Raw genomic sequence first — 16,168 nt, forward strand, 5'->3', positions numbered from 1 at the left:
GGTGGAATTCGATGAGTTTCAGCAACGAGTGCTCTCCGGCGACATTGGTGCCCGCCGTATTGTGGTTGCTGGACCCGGTGCAGGAAAGACCGCGACCAGTGTTGGACTGATACAGAAGCTCGACTCCGAGATCGATCCGGACTCGGGTGACCAGATAGTCTTCGTTTCGTTCTCCCGAGCGGCCGTTCGGGCCGCCTTCGATGCGTTTGCGACCGGAGATAACGACTACCGGAGCGAAGTCGCGGCTATGACTCTGGACTCGCTTGCCTGGCAGATTGCAGACGATCCATCTGGCGACTCCGGCTCGGTGCCACCGGATTTCGATGGAAGAATCAGGGCAGCAACTCGGCAATTACGGGATCGCTACGACGGCGAACTCGATCATGTTGTACACCTTATTGTCGACGAAGCACAGGATCTCTCCGCCGTCCGACGCGAACTGTTGTTGACAATCATCGATGCCCTTCCGGCCACCTCGGGCGTAACGATCTTCGGCGACCCTCTCCAATCGATCTATGACTTCCTCGATGAGGAAACAATCGGTGACGAAGTGTCGGCGTGGGATGCGCTCGTCGAGGCGCTTGCGCAGCGGTCGATCGGCGAGACCTTCTTCCTCGAGAACAACTATCGAGCGCAACGGCAGTCTGCACGCGACGTCGTGCGCGCCGAGCGTCTCCTTCGCGGAGCGGACTCGGCGACGAGAACCGTGCTCCTCGATGAACTGGTTTCCGATCTCACCCACGTGGACCTGGACGAGCTGACCCAAAGATTGAGCACGTGGAAGGGGTCGACCGCTGTTCTTGCTCGGACCAACGCCGACGTCGTCTGGCTCTTCGACGTGCTCGGGCGCACCGGACTGCCTTGTACCTGGCTGAGTCCCGGACGAAAACGTAGCGTCGCCCCCTGGGTGGCTGAACTGTGGCAGTTTACATCAGGCAAGCCTTTCACCCGAGACATCTTCAATGAGTTTGTCTCACAGCGTGACTCGCTGGTGGACGGTGTCTTCCGCAGCATCGTGCACGCAACCGACGCTGGTTCGTTCGTCGACTGGCGGTCGCTTGCCCGCGTGCTTTCCCGTGGAATAGACCCGATCGAGCCCTGGTTCAACGCCGAGGACGCGGACTCAGTGGCGGTGTCCACGGTTCACCAATCGAAAGGCCTTGAATTCGACAACGTTGTAGTCGACGGTTCATCGGCCATGCTCAGGCCTGCGAAAGGCACACCGGAGAACGAGTTATTGCTCGTGGCGCTGTCCCGGGGACGACAGAAGGTGGTCGTTCTCAACCAGCAAACCCCTTTCATCCGTAAATTGCCGGGCGCCGGATTGTATTACCGGCCGCACCCCCGGACGCAGAAGGCCATGGCCGTTGCTATCGAACCCCACCATCTGCAGTCGGAGCGACCGGTCGGCGGTGAAGGAGGCCAGAAAGCTCTGCGCATCAGGCGAAGATCCCATCCCGTTACTTTCGAACGGCTGTCGACCGGCGGTGCAGAATGGCCCGCGTACCGCTGCCTCATCGACGGCCATGCCGTTGGCTCGACGACTGAGGAATTCGGACGCAATTTCGCTCGCGTGATTGGAAGGTCAGGCCAAACGAATGGCTGGCCCGACCTCGGCTCGGTACTCCTCGAGGGCACCGAAACCTGTTGGACCACGACCCAGGACACATCGTTCTGGATCAAGCCACGGCCGTTGGGGTTCGCTGCGGTCGAGTGGAAGAAGGAAGACTGATGGACGAGGATCTTTCTCCCTGGTATGAGGCACGCGACAGCCTTGTCGACTCGCTCGAAGAGGAGTTGATGGGCCCGCGAAAACTGGAGCCCTTACTCGAGCCGCCACTCAATCGCATCATTGTCGGCGTGCTGTATCCCCGGGTCGAGAGCCAGGCGGACGATTACAAAGCCGGTCTGGCGGAGGACGCCGCCGGGGAAGCGGGAAGCACCGCAGACGACGCTGCGACCGAAGTCGCTGTTTCGCTCTCTCACGCACACAAACCTTCGTCGGTCGGATTGACATTCACAGTCGATCCTGCGATTACACCTCGGATCGCAATCCACGCTTCCGCGCGGAAATACGCTGAATCCGGACAAGTTTGGACTCCACATGAGGTGGCGACGGGTGAGGATGTCTTGATCGATTGCACCGCTGTGGGGCCGATCGATCGGCCAGTCGCCGAAGGCGAGTTGCTGCGGATCGTCGGTGTGGTTCGCGCCCCTACGGCCGCCGGACACGTGCGAATCTCGGTCTCCCTCGTCAACAGTCACAGCCGCACCGACGCGTCAGGGTCGAGTGACGGATCGTCGTGGTTTCGACCATCGATCATCGTTTCCACTCCAGAAGGAGGGTTTGTTGACCGCAGCATCGACCCCACTCAGTTGAGCGCCGACCCCGATGAGCGCTCCGCACGATTTCTGTATCGCAATGAGCCGATCTTGGCCATTGGGCATGGCTGTGCGGTGGATTGGGACGAGCATTCAACCAGCCCGGGCACGATCTGGACGACGTTTATTCCCAGTCAGCAAGTCCATCTCGCGCGCCCGGCGGGCGGCGACGACCATGATGACTTCGGTCGTTACGACCTGCGAATGGATCAGCTCGCTGAGACCTCGGACCGTGCGCAGCTTCACGCGATGGTGGACGCCTATGAGCGATGGATATCCACGCGTGGCGTCGAGGCCGAAACGATCGATTCGCCCGCACATAGATCTGTGGCGCTCGAACATATGAAAAGAGCGGCGGAGTGTGCCCGGCGAATCCGGGCCGGCATAAGTGCCCTCGACCATCCCCAGGTCGACCGGGCGTTTCGCCTGATGAACCGAGCAATGGTGCACCAGCGCCGTGCTCAGGATCGCTCACGAGGTGAGGTACCCAAGCCTCAACGGTGGCGCCCATTCCAGATGGCGTACATCCTGATGAACCTCCCCGCGCTCGCGGATCCGCGCCACCCCGACCGCGCCGTCGCCGACCTTCTCTGGTTTCCCACCGGTGGTGGCAAAACCGAGGCATACCTGGGCTGCATCGGTTTCACCATCCTCCTTCGGCGTCTCCGAAGGGAAGACAACGGCGGTGTATCTGCGATTATGCGGTACACGCTTCGACTCCTCACCCGGCAACAGTTCGAACGCGCTGGGGGCCTTATCTGCGCTCTGGAGCTCGTGCGCCGCACGGAAATTCCCGAAGCGGCGCCGATCTCGCTTGGTCTGTGGGTGGGCAATGCGGCGACTCCATCCGACACAAAAGAAGCGCAAAGGATTCTTCGGCAGATCGCCGAAGGCGAGCACGTTCAGGGCAGCACCCCCATGCAACTCGTGCGCTGCCCCTGGTGCGGGGTGCAGCTTACTCACAAGCATTACGACGCGTCTGGCGAGTCGATGACCATCGCGTGTGGCGAATCCGGCTGCGACTTCCGAGATGGGCTTCCGTTGTACGTTCTCGATTCCGACATCTACGCGAATCGTCCGTCACTGATCATCAGCACCGTCGACAAGTTCGCTCTGATGACGTGGAAACACGAGGTAGGCCTGCTCCTCAGCGCCGATGGTCCGACGGACTCCCGTCCGGACCTCATCGTTCAGGACGAACTGCACCTGATCTCCGGACCACTCGGCACGATTGTCGGTCTCAACGAAGCAGCGATCGACATGGTATGCACGGGAGAAGGTCGTCCCAAAATCCTTGCATCCACCGCGACTGTCCGCCGTGCCGCAAAGCAGGTTCGTGCTGTATTCGACCGGGGTACAGCGCAATTCCCGCCCCCGGGACTCACACCGTCGGACAACTACTTTGCTGTTGACGCACCTGCGCAGGAGAAAGGTACGCGGCGCTACGTGGGAGTGATGGCGCCCGGCACAAGCCAGTCCACACTGCTTGTCCGCATCTACTCGGTTCTGCTCCAAGCGGTCGGTGATCTGGACGCACCCGATGAGGTACGTGACACCTACTGGACTCTGCTCGGCTACTTCAATGCCCTACGTGTCCTTGGATCTGCATACCTTCAGGTCCTCGACGACGTCCCCGACCGCATGGACGTCGTCGCGGCTCGACGACAACGACCGGTCCGGGAGATCTCTCAGGAACCCGTGGAACTCACATCGCGCGTCGACCAGATGGAGATCCCCAATTCGATGGCTCGGCTCGAAACGAGCTATCCGAACCCCCAGAGCCCTGACGTGGCCCTTGCCACCAACATGATCTCGGTCGGTCTCGATATCGATCGACTCGGTCTCATGGTTGTCGCCGGGCAGCCCCAAAGCACTTCCGAGTACATCCAGTCCACCAGCCGCGTGGGCCGTCGCAACCCCGGGCTTGTGATCGTGGCATTGAACAGCCAGAGATCGCGGGACAGCTCGCATTACGCGTCCTTCATCCCGTTCCATCGTTCGCTGTACCGCGAGGTCGAGTCGACGACGGCGACGCCGTTTGCCCCTCGCGCTCGCGACCGCGCCGGGCATGGTGTGCTCGTGGCCTCTACCCGCCTCATGATTCCACAGCTGAGCACCGACGAATCTGCACAGAATGTCGTCGACTTCTCAAGCGAAATCGACGGTCTGATCGAACGCCTAGTTGCTCGGGCAAAAAGGATAAGCCCAGCGGAAGCAGGACCATTCGCCGAGCAACTGCGTGAACTGCTCGCACGGTGGAAAAACGAAGTCGGTATCGGCGCCGTCCAACGGTACGGGTCGATGCGGCCACCTAACGCGAAGTCGAGAGCGGGCGACAAACCGCTGATCGACCCGGCCGAGGATGTGAACGCCGGGAGCTTTCCAGTCCGTGGCGCTCCATGGCCCACCATGACGAGCATGCGCGATGTCGACGCGGAGACCTCCCTCTACGTCAAATACCTGAAGCGGAAGGACTGACCGGTGCCGCCAGTAACCAATAAACTCAAGGGTGGCAACCCTCCACCGGCCAAAACGACTGTCCGGAGGTCGCAGCTGATCACCACTTTCGGAGTTGGTTCCGTTCTTCCGGTGGAGTCCGAGAGCTTCATGATCGCGGGACTCGATCTGTGGAGTCCCAAGGAGTCCGATCGAATTCACGAGCCACGGCTTAGCCGCTCATTGGGCGCCACCAGCCTCTTTGCGCCGCCCGGGGGTATGGGTATGGTGCCGATGGTCCGATTTCCCGAATGGGTGCACTGCCCGAAATGCTCCCGCCTGGACCGCTTCTGGCGTATCGCCGACAAGGATGGCAAGGGCGACTACCTGAACAAGTGTCGTCACTGCATCACACCGCGGCTTGTCCCGTCCCGATTTGTGGCGTGCTGTATCAACGGCCACATCGAGGACTTCCCCTACGATTCCTGGGCCCATCGCGGAGCATTGCGAGCATCCACCGAGAACCATTCGCTCTCGCTGCGAACGGACTCCCGGAACTCGACCCTCGCCGGCATGACAGTGACGTGTACGTGTGGGGCGTCGCGGACTCTCGAAGGAGCGCTAGGTCGTGGATCGCTCACCAAGCACTGCAGCGGATCGTCCCCCTGGCTGGGGCGCGACGATGATGCATGCTCGGAATCGCTCGTCGGTCTCCAACGCGGCGCGTCCAATGTGTGGTTCGCCGACGTCCGATCTGCGCTCACTCTTGATCACGATGTCAGCCCAGCCGAGGAATTGCTCGAACGGAGCCGCTCTGCCCTCGAGAAGTTGACCGGTGCCGACCTCGAAGCGGTGCTGGAGATACTCGCTCGAACAAACGGCATCGACCTCGACGAATTGAAAGAGGCCGTTCGTCGACAGTCAGAGGACGAACCCAACGGCCGCGAAGCATTTCTACAGCTTCGGCGCGACGAGTACCGGGCACTGGGACGCGAGCACCCAGAGGAAGACGGTTTCGAGACCTTCGTATGTGAGCCTCACGCCGTTGAATCCGACACCGCCGCAGGAAAGATAGTCGGCATCGTCTCGAAGGTGTCGAAGTTGCGCGAGGTCCGAGCACTTCAAGGCTTCTCCAGAGTCAGCGTGTCGACCAGAGAATCGAAGTCGCCACGCGCGAAGCTCTCAACCGAACGGGTCGGATGGCTACCCGCCATCGAAGTGCTCGGGGAAGGGATCTTCCTCCGCCTCGATGAGAGGGCCGTCGTGGAATGGGAGCAGTCGCGATTTGCCGACCGCCGAGCGGCGCTGTTGAACCAGTCGCTTCAAGCCGCTGCTCCCGAGTGGGCGGGCGCTGTCCAACCGGTGTCGTCTCGCGAGCTGCTGATCCATTCGCTCTCGCACGCGGTACTCAATGAGCTCGCGATCGACACCGGCTACCCTGCGTCGTCAATTCGTGAGCGCCTGTACACCGAGCCAGGCCAAGCGGGAATCTTGCTCTACACGGCGACGGCCGACTCAGCCGGCAGTCTAGGTGGCCTGTGTGCGCGGGGGACGGTCGATAACATGCTGGCTGTCATTGAAGCCGCGACCGAACGTTGCCAATGGTGCGCAGCAGACCCTGTCTGTCTGGAATCGCTAGCTACCGGCGCCGGAGCGAGAAACCTTGCGGCATGCCATTCGTGCCTCCTGGTTCCCGAGGTCTCATGCGAACTCATGAACGGCTACCTCGACAGGGCGACGCTCGTAGGCACAGCCACAGATCCAAACCGCGGATTCCTGACCAACCGGTTAGCGTGAGCCCACTGCGCGCAAAGCCTTCGAATAGCGCACACCCTCGATCTGGGGAGTAAGGCAGGGTCGCGCCGGGCGAATGAGGCCATTGGACTCCTGCGGACCGAGAAGCGGGGCTGTTCCTCTGCGAAGGCGCGCCGATGCCGAACAGTCCAGCCATGCCTCCATGATAGCGAATTCGCTATCATGGAGGCATGGCAGCAGCGGAGAGCGTGCATTCGACGGCGGGGAGTCTGGTTCGAGAGGCTCGACGTCGTAGGCGGCTATCTCAGCGCGAGTTGGCTACGCGGGCGGGGGTTGCCCAGTCGACGGTGGCCACGGTGGAGGCGGGGCGGCGGCAGCCTTCATTTGCGATGGTTGAGCAGTTGTTGGGGGCGGCCGGGTTCAGGTTGGGGACTGCGTTGGTGAACGTTGTACGCCCTAGCGTGCTCCTCGACGAGAGTCGGCTCGAGTTCGAAGCTGTCCTGGCGCGCTATCCGGTGACCAACGTGTGGCTGTTCGGTTCGGTTGCCCGAGGTGAAGACCGGCCGGACTCGGACCTGGATCTGCTGGTGGAATTGGCGCCAGGTGCATCGGTGCTCGACATCCTCGACCTGGATTCCGAACTCGCGGAACTCCTCGGTTGTCCGGTCGACGTCGTGACGACGGCCGATCTCGAATCGAACGAGCTGCTTCGTCGGGGCGTCGATCGGAGTCCGAAGCGGCTCGCCTTCGCAGCATGAGCGACGATCGGATCGACGAGCGACTGCTGTATGTCGAAGCCACACTGAACGAGACCGCCGAGCTTGCGGCACGAGGACGCGCCGCATTCGACGCGGATATCGCGGTGGTTCGTGCCTGCCAATACAGCGTTATTCGGCTTGCGGCGGACCTCGAGCGGCTGGGCGAGGAGTGGCTTGCAGATCATCCGAATGTTCCATGGCGCCTCATAAAGGGCATGCGCAATAGGATCGCGCACAGCTATTGGCTAGTTGATGACGACATTGTTTGGGTTGTTGTCGACGTGCACGCAGCGGAGCTGCACAACTCCTTGAGGACGGAGTTCGAAGCAGCCCGAGCGCGGTTAGCGGAGTAGATCTACGGCCGCTTGACCCTCTCGGAGCACCGCGACCACGGCTCTGCGACGTTGCGGTGACGATCTTCCGCAGACGTATCTCCAGTTGAACGAGTATGTGTGCCAACGCTTTCGGGCGCAGTCGAACCACCGCGGCGCTGACTATGCGCACCGACGGTGATCGGTGGTCGAGGGATTTCGTCGACGGTGATCAGGTGGATGTCATCGAGCGGACCATGGTGAGCTGTCGGACTCGTGATCCCTGGTAGCGCAGGCCGGGAACCGCTGCTGGGTCTCCGTGGGCAGTGAAACCCTGACGCTCGAAAAAGCGGACGGCGCGGGGGTTTTCGACGAGGGTTTGTAAGTAGCAGCCGGGGGAGTTGCTCGCGGTCAGATGGTCTAAGAATTGGTGCATCAGTGCGTCGGCGGCGCCTGTTCCGCGGGCGGCTGGGCTGACGTTGATGTGGAGGTGAGAGGGCCAGCGGGGGTCGGTGAGTTCGGTGGCGAGGGGTTGGTGGCGGAGTTTGGCGATGGCGGTGTCGGTGAGGGCGCGGGCGAAGAAGGTGGCGGGCTTGCGGCGGAAGATCAAGCGGTGGTCTCGGATTGCGGATTCGAGGCGGGCTTCTTCGGTCGGAAAGGTGGTGCTGTCGACGCAGCCGGTGAGGTAGCCGACCAGGCGGCCGTCGTCCACTGCGAGGAAGAGGGAGTCGGGGGTGAGGTCCATGTAGGGGGTCAGGTACACGGCTTTCTCGGATTCGGGGTGGCCCCAGAGGCTGGCCGTGGGGGAGCCCTCGCCGACGTGAGAGGCCAGGGCCGTCAGTTCGGGACGGTCGGCCTCGGTGTATCTGCGGATCTCCACTGATCCAATGTACGCACGAAAGACCCTGCGGACTCGGAGGTTTCAGCGAGGTGGGCAGATCTTGATGGCGTCTCGGGAGATGCAGACGTCGTATTCACCGGGGGAGGCGATGACGGCATTTCCGTAGGCGGAGCGGATGAAGGGGGAGGTGTACCAGCGGTTTTCGCGCATGTCTTCGAAGAAGTCGCGGTCGGAGCCGTTGAGGAAGATGTGGGATTGGGTGGTGGGTCGGCCGTCGAGGCGCTGGCCGTAGAGGCGGGTGAGGGTGTAGCCGGAGTGGAAGCCGAGGGCGTTGACCCAGGGTTCCAGTTCCACGATGGCCGCTTGCATCACCCACAGGTCGCCTTCGATGCGGTGGGTGGTGCGGTCGGTGACGGTGCCGTCGGTGTCGAAGGTGGTGACGTCGAGTTCCAGCGATTGGTCTCCGACGGTTTTCGCGATCACGTGGGCGGCTTTGATCTCGCCGGTGAGGCCCAGGTAGGTCTGGAGGAGGGTGGCGATCCAGAGGAGCAGGGTGGCGGCGAGGAGGAGGGCGGTTCCGGGGATCGCGCGGCCCAGAACGGATTTGAGGCCGCGGCGGCGGGTGGTTGGCAGAGCTGCCGCGACGAGCAGGACGAGGCCTACCGCGAGCAGGACGAGCAGGCCGATCTGGGGGAGCCCGAAGGACACCGGGAAACTCATGAACTGGGTATACCCCGAAAGCTGTTGCGGCAGGCCCTGACTAGAGGGACTGGGGGCCCGAATCCGGCAAGGAGGGCTGACGCCGGCGCAGGATCAGGGCGACGATGGCCGTGCACACGAGCGCGATGATCACCGCGACGGTGCCGGGCACGGGTCCACGGTCCACCTCGGCGGTGCGGTACCAGGCCGAGGAGTAGGCGAGGTGGCCGAATTCGGTGTCGCTCAGTGCGACTCCGAGGGATGGGACGAACAGTACGCAGAAGCCGACGACCGCCGACGAGGAGTTGACCGGAACCGCGCTGCCCACGCCGTAACCGCAGATGGCGCCGAGCGCGAGGCAGCCCACGGCGGCGGTGAGGGTCGCCGGGGGTGCGGTTATGTCGGCGGCGAGGGTGAGGCCGGCCAGCGCCACGATCCAGAGGGCGGCGGCGAGGGGGCGTGGGCGGTGCATGCCGAGGCCGAGACCGATGGCGATGGCGACGAGGGTGCCCAGATCCACCCAGCCGTTGCGGGGCAGGGTGATGACCAGGCTGCCCGCCACCGAGAACGACGACATCAACACCGTGAGCACGCCGTCGCGCTCGGGCAGCACGAAAGCGGCGGCCGCGGTGGCGGCGAGCACGATGATCGAGGCGATCACCACGTGCCGCAGGCTGGTCTTGTGGTGCGACACGTTCAGCGAGGTGAAGATGATCGCCGAGTAGACGAAAACGGCGGCGAGCACCGGCGCGAGCGGGATCGCGGAATCGGTGTGTGCCGGGGCGGGCGTGGCGCTGGTGACCGCGAAATACGCGAGCGCGAGCACGCTGCCCCCGATGAACCACAGCGGCAGGGAGCCCGCGAGCGCCCCGTCGAAACCGCCGGTGGTGTCGTCGGTCGGTGTCTGGGTGAGGTCACCGAGGACCGTGGCGCCGATCGCGGCGAACAGGTACGCGATGCGCAGCCTCGGCTCGTTCCACACCGCCACCGCGGTGGCGCCGAGCGCCATCCCGGCCAGCAGCGCATCGACGAAGTTCAGGGTCGCCAGGGACACACCGCTGTCGAGACGGCCGTCGCTGCTGTCGCCCGCGGCGAGTAGGTGGCTCAGCAGAATCCCGGCGAGCGCGAGCAGTGCGGTCCAGCGGGCGGTGCGCACACTGCCCACCGCCACGGTGACCGCAGCGGTGATGACCGCGATGAACGCGCCGCCGGTCATCGCGCGCGGGATGTTGAACACCAGCAGATCGTCGTGGGCGGATTCGCCCAGATCGGCGAAGCTGATCGGCATCATGATCGCGAGCACCGCCACAGAGGTGGCGACGACGACCGTGAGTGCCTCGGCGGCGGGCCTCGCCGCGACGCGGATCATGAGCAGCCGTGTCGGAGTGGGGGTCGCGCAGGATGGTGAGACACCGGATCTCCGTTCTCGCGGACGAGCCTGGCTGGAGTTTATCCAGCTCGGGTGCGTCGACCGGTCCGTGTGCTTTCGTGTCGCGCTCGACGGCATGCGACCATGAACGAATCGGCATGTCAGGCAAATGATTAGGAAGGTCGGTGGATGACCGGCGGCGTGGTGAGCTGGTTCGACGGCGGCAAGGGGTTCGGTTTCATCACCCCGGACGCGGGCGGGCCGGAGGTGTTCGTGGAGTACACCGAACTCGTCGGCGAAGGATTCCGGACACTGCGGGCCGGTCAGCGCGTGGAATTCGCGGTGCACGAGACGCGGCGCGGTCCCGAGGCGCAGCGGGTGCGTGTCGTCGATTAGTTCTGGCCGCTCGGCCAGAAACGGCTGGCGCGTTGCCCGTGGATCGGGCGGGTCAGGTTCGGATCCTCGGCCTCGGTGATGCCGACCTGCATGAGCAGGATCATGGTGACCATGCTGATCGCCACGATCAGCGGTGTGAGCAGCTGTGACGCGGTGGCGCCCGTGGCATGGGCGACGTGCGCGCTGGTGTGGGCGCTCATGGAGAACATGCCGGTGTAGTGCATGCCCGTGACGGCGACGCCCATCAGCAGGGCCGCGCCGATGGTGGCGAGGAAACCGTGGATGTGCAGGGCGAACCAGAGGGCGGCGGTGGCGGCGACCACGGCGATCACCAGTGAGGCGACCACGACGGTCGGCTCGTAGACGATCTCGATGTCGGTTTTCATCGCGTACATCCCGGCGTAGTGCATGGCTGCCACGCCGAGACCGGTGATCGCGCCGCCCACCGGAAGCGCGGCGGTGTCCCAGCTGCGGCGCACGACGATCGACAAGCCGAGCCACACCACGGCCATGGCGACAGCGGCGCTGAACAGCGTGATCGGCACGTTGTAGCGGATGGTCGCGCCCTGCACGGAGAAACCGAGCATGGCGATGAAGTGCATAACCCAGATGCCGGTTCCGCCGAGTGCGATGGCGGCCGCGGTGAGCCATCCGCCGTGGATGCCGGAGGCGCGCGAGCGAACCATGCAACGCAGTGCCAGCATCGAGCCGAGGACCGACATGAGATAGGCGAGCAACGGGGTCAGCCAGCCGTAAGTGAAATGGTTGATGTTCAGCACGCTCAGCTCCTTGCGCGTTTTCTCGTCCGGGATGTGTGCACCCTCACGAAACGGAAAATACGCTGGTAGGGAATTTGCCGTACTGGTTTTATCGAAAATGTATAGGGTCGCTGACGGTGGTCGGTCACCGCGCAATAGGGTTATCGATGGTGATGCGTGCCAGTCGGTTCGGTTCGTGTTCCGGACAATTCACCGCATCCCTGCGGCAACCGCATCGGCATCCACGCAGCATCCACCTCGCCGACTATGTGACAGCACCAACTGGCAGCTACGAGGGTTGGCTTGCTCACAGCGCCCCGGTGGAGGTGTGGAGGAATTTCCGAAACCGTGGCATTGTTGAACAGTGAGACCGGGACCGGACTATTAGGACCTGGCTCGTCTACAGGAAAGTTTTTGAAATGGCTCAGGGCATTGTGAAGTGGTTCAACAGCGAGAAGGGCTTCGGCTTCATCGCGCAAGACGGCGGAGGCCCCGACGTCTTCGTGCATTACTCGGCTGTCAGTGGCTCGGGCTTCCGCTCCCTCGATGAGGGTCAGCGTGTGGAGTTCGAGATCGGCCAGGGTCAGAAGGGCCCCCAGGCTCAGGACGTCCGCGTCCTCTGATTCTGCGCGAACCAGCGTACGAACGTGAAGCTCCGCACCGGATGGTGCGGAGTTTCTGCTATTTCAGGGCCTCCGCGCGGAAGAATTCGTCGGTCACCGCCCGCGCCGTGCTGAGGTCGCGGGGCATGCGTGCGGTGAACTCTGTTGCGGCCCTGGCGAACTCGTCGTCGATGAAGGCCGGGATCAGGGCAGGCGGTGCACCGGCCCCCATCTCGCGGGTGCGCGACTTCAGGTCGGTGAGTTCGGTGATGGCCGCGACCAGATCGGCGGGCAGGTCGCACTGGGCCATCAATGTCGGCAGGTGCATGGGCGCCACCGCCGCGCCGGGATGCTCGCGCAACCAGCGCAGCGCCATCGCCGGGCGCAGCGAGTAGAACACCTTCTTCAGCCCGCCGTTGCGCGCGTAGAGCCCCCACTGGCGGGCACCCAGATGCAGATAGTGACGGGCAATGCGGTCGCGATCGGCCACCTGAACTGCGACTTCACGCAGCCGGGCGCGGAAATCCTCGTCGCCGCGGTACACGATGGGTGACATCAACCACTCCACGAGCACCGCGTTGCCCTGCACCAATAGACGCAGCGCCTTGGCCAGATCCCAGCCGTTCACATCGAGCAGGCCGGCCGGCGGCGTCTCGATCACATCGCGGGTACGCCACGGCGACAGATACGTCTCCAGGCCCGCGACATAGACGAAACGGCAGTCGTAATCGGAATCGGGCGAGGGGAAACCCCAAGCGCGGCTGCCGCTTTCGATGGCCAGGCGGATGCGCACACCGTGCTCGGCAGCGACCCGGTCGAGCTCGGCGTCGACGGCGGCCACCACGGCCGGATCCATCGACTCGGGGACGGTGCGCAGCGACATGCGGTGATGTTAAGGGGCACGGCTCCCAGGGTTCACCCGGTTTTCGGGCAGGGGGGTAAGGGGACCCGAACCCCGGCGACTATTCTGGGCCGCGGTAACTGCCGACCCCTTTCTTCCCCAGGAGTACCCCACAGTGAGCCAAGCAGGCCGTCCTGTAGTTCTGATCGCCGACAAGCTCGCCCAGTCGACCGTCGACGCGCTCGGTGACGGTGTCGAGGTTCGCTGGGTCGACGGCCCCGACCGCCCGGCGCTGCTCGCCGCGGTCCCCGAGGCCGACGCGCTGCTCGTGCGTTCCGCCACCACCGTCGACGCCGAGGTGCTCGACGCGGGCAAGAAGCTCCAGATCGTCGCCCGTGCCGGCGTCGGCCTCGACAACGTCGATGTGCCCGCCGCCACCGAGCGTGGCGTGATGGTCGTGAACGCGCCCACCTCCAACATCCACACCGCCGCCGAGCACGCGGTCACCCTGCTGCTCGCCGCCGCCCGCCAGATCCCGGCGGCGGACGCGACGCTGCGTGAGAAGACCTGGCAGCGCAGCAAGTTCAACGGTGTCGAGATCTTCGGCAAGACCGTCGGCGTGATCGGCCTCGGCCGCATCGGTCAGCTGTTCGCCGCCCGCCTGGCCGCGTTCGAGACCAAGATCGTCGCCTACGACCCCTACGTGTCGCCGGCCAAGGCCGCGCAGCTCGGTATCGAGCTGCTCTCGCTCGACGAGGTGCTCCAGCGCGCCGACTTCATCTCGGTGCACCTGCCCAAGACCCCCGAGACCAAGGGCCTGCTCAACGCCGAGCGTCTCGCGCTGACCAAGCCGGGCGTCGTCATCGTCAACGCCGCGCGCGGTGGGCTGATCGACGAGCAGGCGCTGGCCGACGCCATCACCAAGGGTCACGTGCGTGCCGCGGGCCTCGACGTGTTCGAGACCGAGCCGTGCACCGACTCGCCGCTGTTCGACCTGCCGCAGGTCGTCGTGACCCCGCACCTCGGTGCGTCCACCTCGGAGGCGCAGGACCGCGCGGGCACCGATGTCGCCAAGTCGGTGCTGCTCGCGCTTGCCGGTGAGTTCGTGCCCGGCGCCGTGAACGTCACCGGTGGTGCCGTGAACGACGAGGTCGCCCCCTGGCTCGACGTCGTCCGCAAGCAGGGCGCGCTGCTCGGCGCCATCGCCAGCGAGCTGCCCGTCAGCATCGAGGTGCAGGTGCGCGGCGAGCTGGCCGCCCAGGACGTGGCCGTGCTCGAGCTGTCGGCGCTGCGCGGTGTGTTCTCGGCGCTGGTCGAGGACCAGGTCACCTTCGTCAACGCGCCGTCGCTGGCCAAGGAGCGTGGCATCACCGCCACCGTCACCACCGCCACCGAGAGCCCCAACCACCGCAGCATGGTCGACCTGCGCGCCGTGTTCGGCGACGGCTCCACCCTGAACGTGGCCGGGTCGCTCACCGAGCCCGCCCAGGTGGAGAAGATCGTCAACATCAACGGCCGCAACTACGACATGCGCGCCGAGGGCCTGAACCTGGCCGTGCTGAACTACGGCGACAAGCCGGGCGCGCTCGGCAAGATCGGCACCCTGCTCGGTGAGGCCGAGATCGATATCCTGGCCGCTCAGCTGAGCCAGGACGTGGATGCCGAAGGCGCAACCGTCGTGCTGCGCGTCAACCGCGAGGTGCCCGCCGAGGTGCAGACCGCGATCGGCGAAGCCGTCGGTGCGTCCAAGGTCGTGCTGGTAGACCTGGCCTGAGTTGTGACGTCCCGGCACCGCCGGGACATCGGCAGCTGCGCGCCGTCACCCCACGGTGGCGGCGCGCACTCGTATCCCGGTGGCGAACCGCCCCGGCTTCGAAACGGAGCTTGTTCATGAAACTCGCAGTCATCGCCGGTGACGGCATCGGTCCCGAGGTCATCGCCGAGGCGCTCAAGGTGCTCGACGTGGTGTCGCCCGGTGTCGAGAAGACCGAATACGACCTGGGTGCCGCCCGCTACCACCGCACCGGCGAGATCCTGCCGGAGTCGGTGCTGCCGGAGCTGAAGCAGCACGACGCGATCCTGCTCGGCGCGATCGGTGACCCGTCGGTGCCCAGCGGTGTGCTCGAGCGTGGGCTGCTGCTGAAGACCCGGTTCGCGCTGGACCATCACGTGAATCTGCGTCCCTCGAAGCTGTACCCGGGTGTCACCAGCCCCCTCAGCGGCAACCCGGACATCGACTTCGTTGTCGTGCGTGAGGGCACCGAAGGCCCGTACACCGGTACCGGTGGCGCGATCCGCGTCGGCACCCCGCACGAGGTGGCGACCGAGGTCTCCAACAACACCCGCTTCGGCATCGAGCGCGTGGTGCGCTACGCCTTCGCCGCCGCGCAGGCCCGCCGCAAGCACCTCACCCTGGTGCACAAGAACAACGTGCTCACCTTCGCCGGGTCGCTGTGGCAGCGCACCGTCGACGAGGTCGGCGCCGAATTCCCCGATGTGGCAACGGCTTACCAGCACATCGACGCCGCGACCATCCACATGGTGAACGATCCGGGTCGCTTCGATGTGATCGTCACCGACAACCTGTTCGGCGACATCATCACCGACCTCGCCGCCGCCGTGAGCGGTGGCATCGGTCTGGCCGCCTCGGGCAATATCGACGCCTCGGGTGCGAACCCGTCGATGTTCGAACCGGTCCACGGCAGCGCCCCCGACATCGCGGGCCAGTCCAAGGCCGACCCGACCGCCGCGATCCTCTCGGTGGCCCTGCTGCTCAACCACCTGGGCAACACCGAAGGCGCCGCCCGCATCGAATCCGCCGTCGCCAAGGATCTGGCCGCCCGCACGGGCACCGCCTCCACCGTGGAGATCGGCGACCGCATCGCCGCCACCGTCTGAGGTCACCACCCACGAAAGGCCCGCCCCGGCACTCCTGGGGCGGGCCTTTCTCTGTACTCGTCGCTCGGACGATGGTGCTCTCGACCGCGGGACCTTCCTGGTCGCACCTGCGATCGCGCGGA

General features: G+C 64.7%; 14 protein-coding genes. 9 read left to right on the forward strand and 5 right to left on the reverse strand.

Annotation, left to right across the window (positions count from 1 at the left end; genetic code table 11):
- Window position 1: 1 nt before the first annotated feature.
- The 5 genes from LDL21_RS29995 (at window position 2) to LDL21_RS06380 (ending at window position 7,684) form a co-directional block, all read left to right on the forward strand.
- Window positions 2–1,732 carry a UvrD-helicase domain-containing protein gene (locus LDL21_RS29995; RefSeq protein ID WP_225279140.1) on the forward strand — a complete coding sequence of 577 codons (1,731 nt, stop codon included), beginning with the start codon at window positions 2–4 and terminating at the stop codon, window positions 1,730–1,732.
- Window positions 1,732–4,860 carry a helicase-related protein gene (locus LDL21_RS06365; protein WP_225279141.1) on the forward strand — a complete coding sequence of 1,043 codons (3,129 nt, stop codon included), beginning with the start codon at window positions 1,732–1,734 and terminating at the stop codon, window positions 4,858–4,860. Before LDL21_RS29995 ends, LDL21_RS06365 begins: the two co-directional genes overlap by 1 nt.
- Before the next feature lie 3 nt (window positions 4,861–4,863).
- Window positions 4,864–6,615 carry a DrmB family protein gene (gene drmB, locus LDL21_RS06370; RefSeq protein WP_225279142.1) on the forward strand — a complete coding sequence of 584 codons (1,752 nt, stop codon included), beginning with the start codon at window positions 4,864–4,866 and terminating at the stop codon, window positions 6,613–6,615.
- A gap of 188 nt (window positions 6,616–6,803) precedes the next feature.
- Complete coding sequence (locus LDL21_RS06375) at window positions 6,804–7,331, forward strand: nucleotidyltransferase domain-containing protein (RefSeq protein WP_225279143.1); 528 nt, start codon at window positions 6,804–6,806, stop codon at window positions 7,329–7,331.
- Entirely contained in the window at window positions 7,328–7,684 is a 357-nt protein-coding gene (locus LDL21_RS06380) for a HepT-like ribonuclease domain-containing protein (protein ID WP_225279144.1), read from the forward strand. Before LDL21_RS06375 ends, LDL21_RS06380 begins: the two co-directional genes overlap by 4 nt.
- A gap of 190 nt (window positions 7,685–7,874) precedes the next feature.
- Here the strand turns inward: LDL21_RS06380 and LDL21_RS06385 are convergent, their stop codons facing one another.
- The 3 genes from LDL21_RS06385 to LDL21_RS06395 are packed head-to-tail and all read right to left on the reverse strand — an operon-like array spanning window position 7,875 to window position 10,551.
- Entirely contained in the window at window positions 7,875–8,522 is a 648-nt protein-coding gene (locus LDL21_RS06385; protein ID WP_225279145.1) for a GNAT family N-acetyltransferase, read from the reverse strand.
- Between the two features lie 42 nt (window positions 8,523–8,564).
- Window positions 8,565–9,203: a hypothetical protein gene (locus tag LDL21_RS06390; protein WP_225279146.1), complete on the reverse strand. Its 639-nt coding sequence runs from the start codon at window positions 9,201–9,203 to the stop codon at window positions 8,565–8,567.
- A 40-nt stretch (window positions 9,204–9,243) separates the two neighbouring features.
- Entirely contained in the window at window positions 9,244–10,551 is a 1,308-nt protein-coding gene (locus tag LDL21_RS06395) for a hypothetical protein (protein WP_225279147.1), read from the reverse strand.
- Window positions 10,552–10,740: 189 nt separating this feature from the next.
- On the opposite strand from LDL21_RS06395, the gene LDL21_RS06400 reads away from it, so the two are divergent.
- Window positions 10,741–10,947, forward strand: coding sequence for a cold-shock protein (locus LDL21_RS06400; RefSeq protein WP_067493316.1), 207 nt, complete (start codon window positions 10,741–10,743; stop codon window positions 10,945–10,947).
- On the opposite strand, the gene LDL21_RS06405 is transcribed toward LDL21_RS06400, so the two are convergent.
- Window positions 10,944–11,726: an MHYT domain-containing protein gene (locus LDL21_RS06405; protein WP_067636832.1), complete on the reverse strand. Its 783-nt coding sequence runs from the start codon at window positions 11,724–11,726 to the stop codon at window positions 10,944–10,946. The two genes, LDL21_RS06400 and LDL21_RS06405, sit on opposite strands and share 4 nt — an antisense overlap.
- Window positions 11,727–12,124: 398 nt before the next feature.
- Here LDL21_RS06405 and LDL21_RS06410 point away from each other — a divergent pair, with 398 nt between their 5' ends.
- Entirely contained in the window at window positions 12,125–12,328 is a 204-nt protein-coding gene (locus LDL21_RS06410; RefSeq protein ID WP_014987157.1) for a cold-shock protein, read from the forward strand.
- 58 nt (window positions 12,329–12,386) lie between these two features.
- Here LDL21_RS06410 and LDL21_RS06415 read toward each other — a convergent pair whose 3' ends face one another.
- Window positions 12,387–13,190 (reverse strand): nucleotidyltransferase domain-containing protein, encoded by an 804-nt coding sequence (locus LDL21_RS06415; RefSeq protein ID WP_225279148.1) that lies wholly within the window; start codon window positions 13,188–13,190, stop codon window positions 12,387–12,389.
- A 133-nt stretch (window positions 13,191–13,323) separates the two neighbouring features.
- Here LDL21_RS06415 and serA point away from each other — a divergent pair, with 133 nt between their 5' ends.
- Window positions 13,324–14,922, forward strand: coding sequence for a phosphoglycerate dehydrogenase (gene serA, locus LDL21_RS06420; RefSeq protein ID WP_181698437.1), 1,599 nt, complete (start codon window positions 13,324–13,326; stop codon window positions 14,920–14,922).
- Window positions 14,923–15,038: 116 nt separating this feature from the next.
- Entirely contained in the window at window positions 15,039–16,046 is a 1,008-nt protein-coding gene (locus LDL21_RS06425) for a 3-isopropylmalate dehydrogenase (protein ID WP_225279149.1), read from the forward strand.
- The last annotated feature ends 122 nt before the right edge of the window (window positions 16,047–16,168 follow it).

Source organism: Nocardia rosealba, assembly GCF_020216065.1.
In the GTDB taxonomy this organism is placed as follows: domain Bacteria; phylum Actinomycetota; class Actinomycetes; order Mycobacteriales; family Mycobacteriaceae; genus Nocardia; species Nocardia rosealba.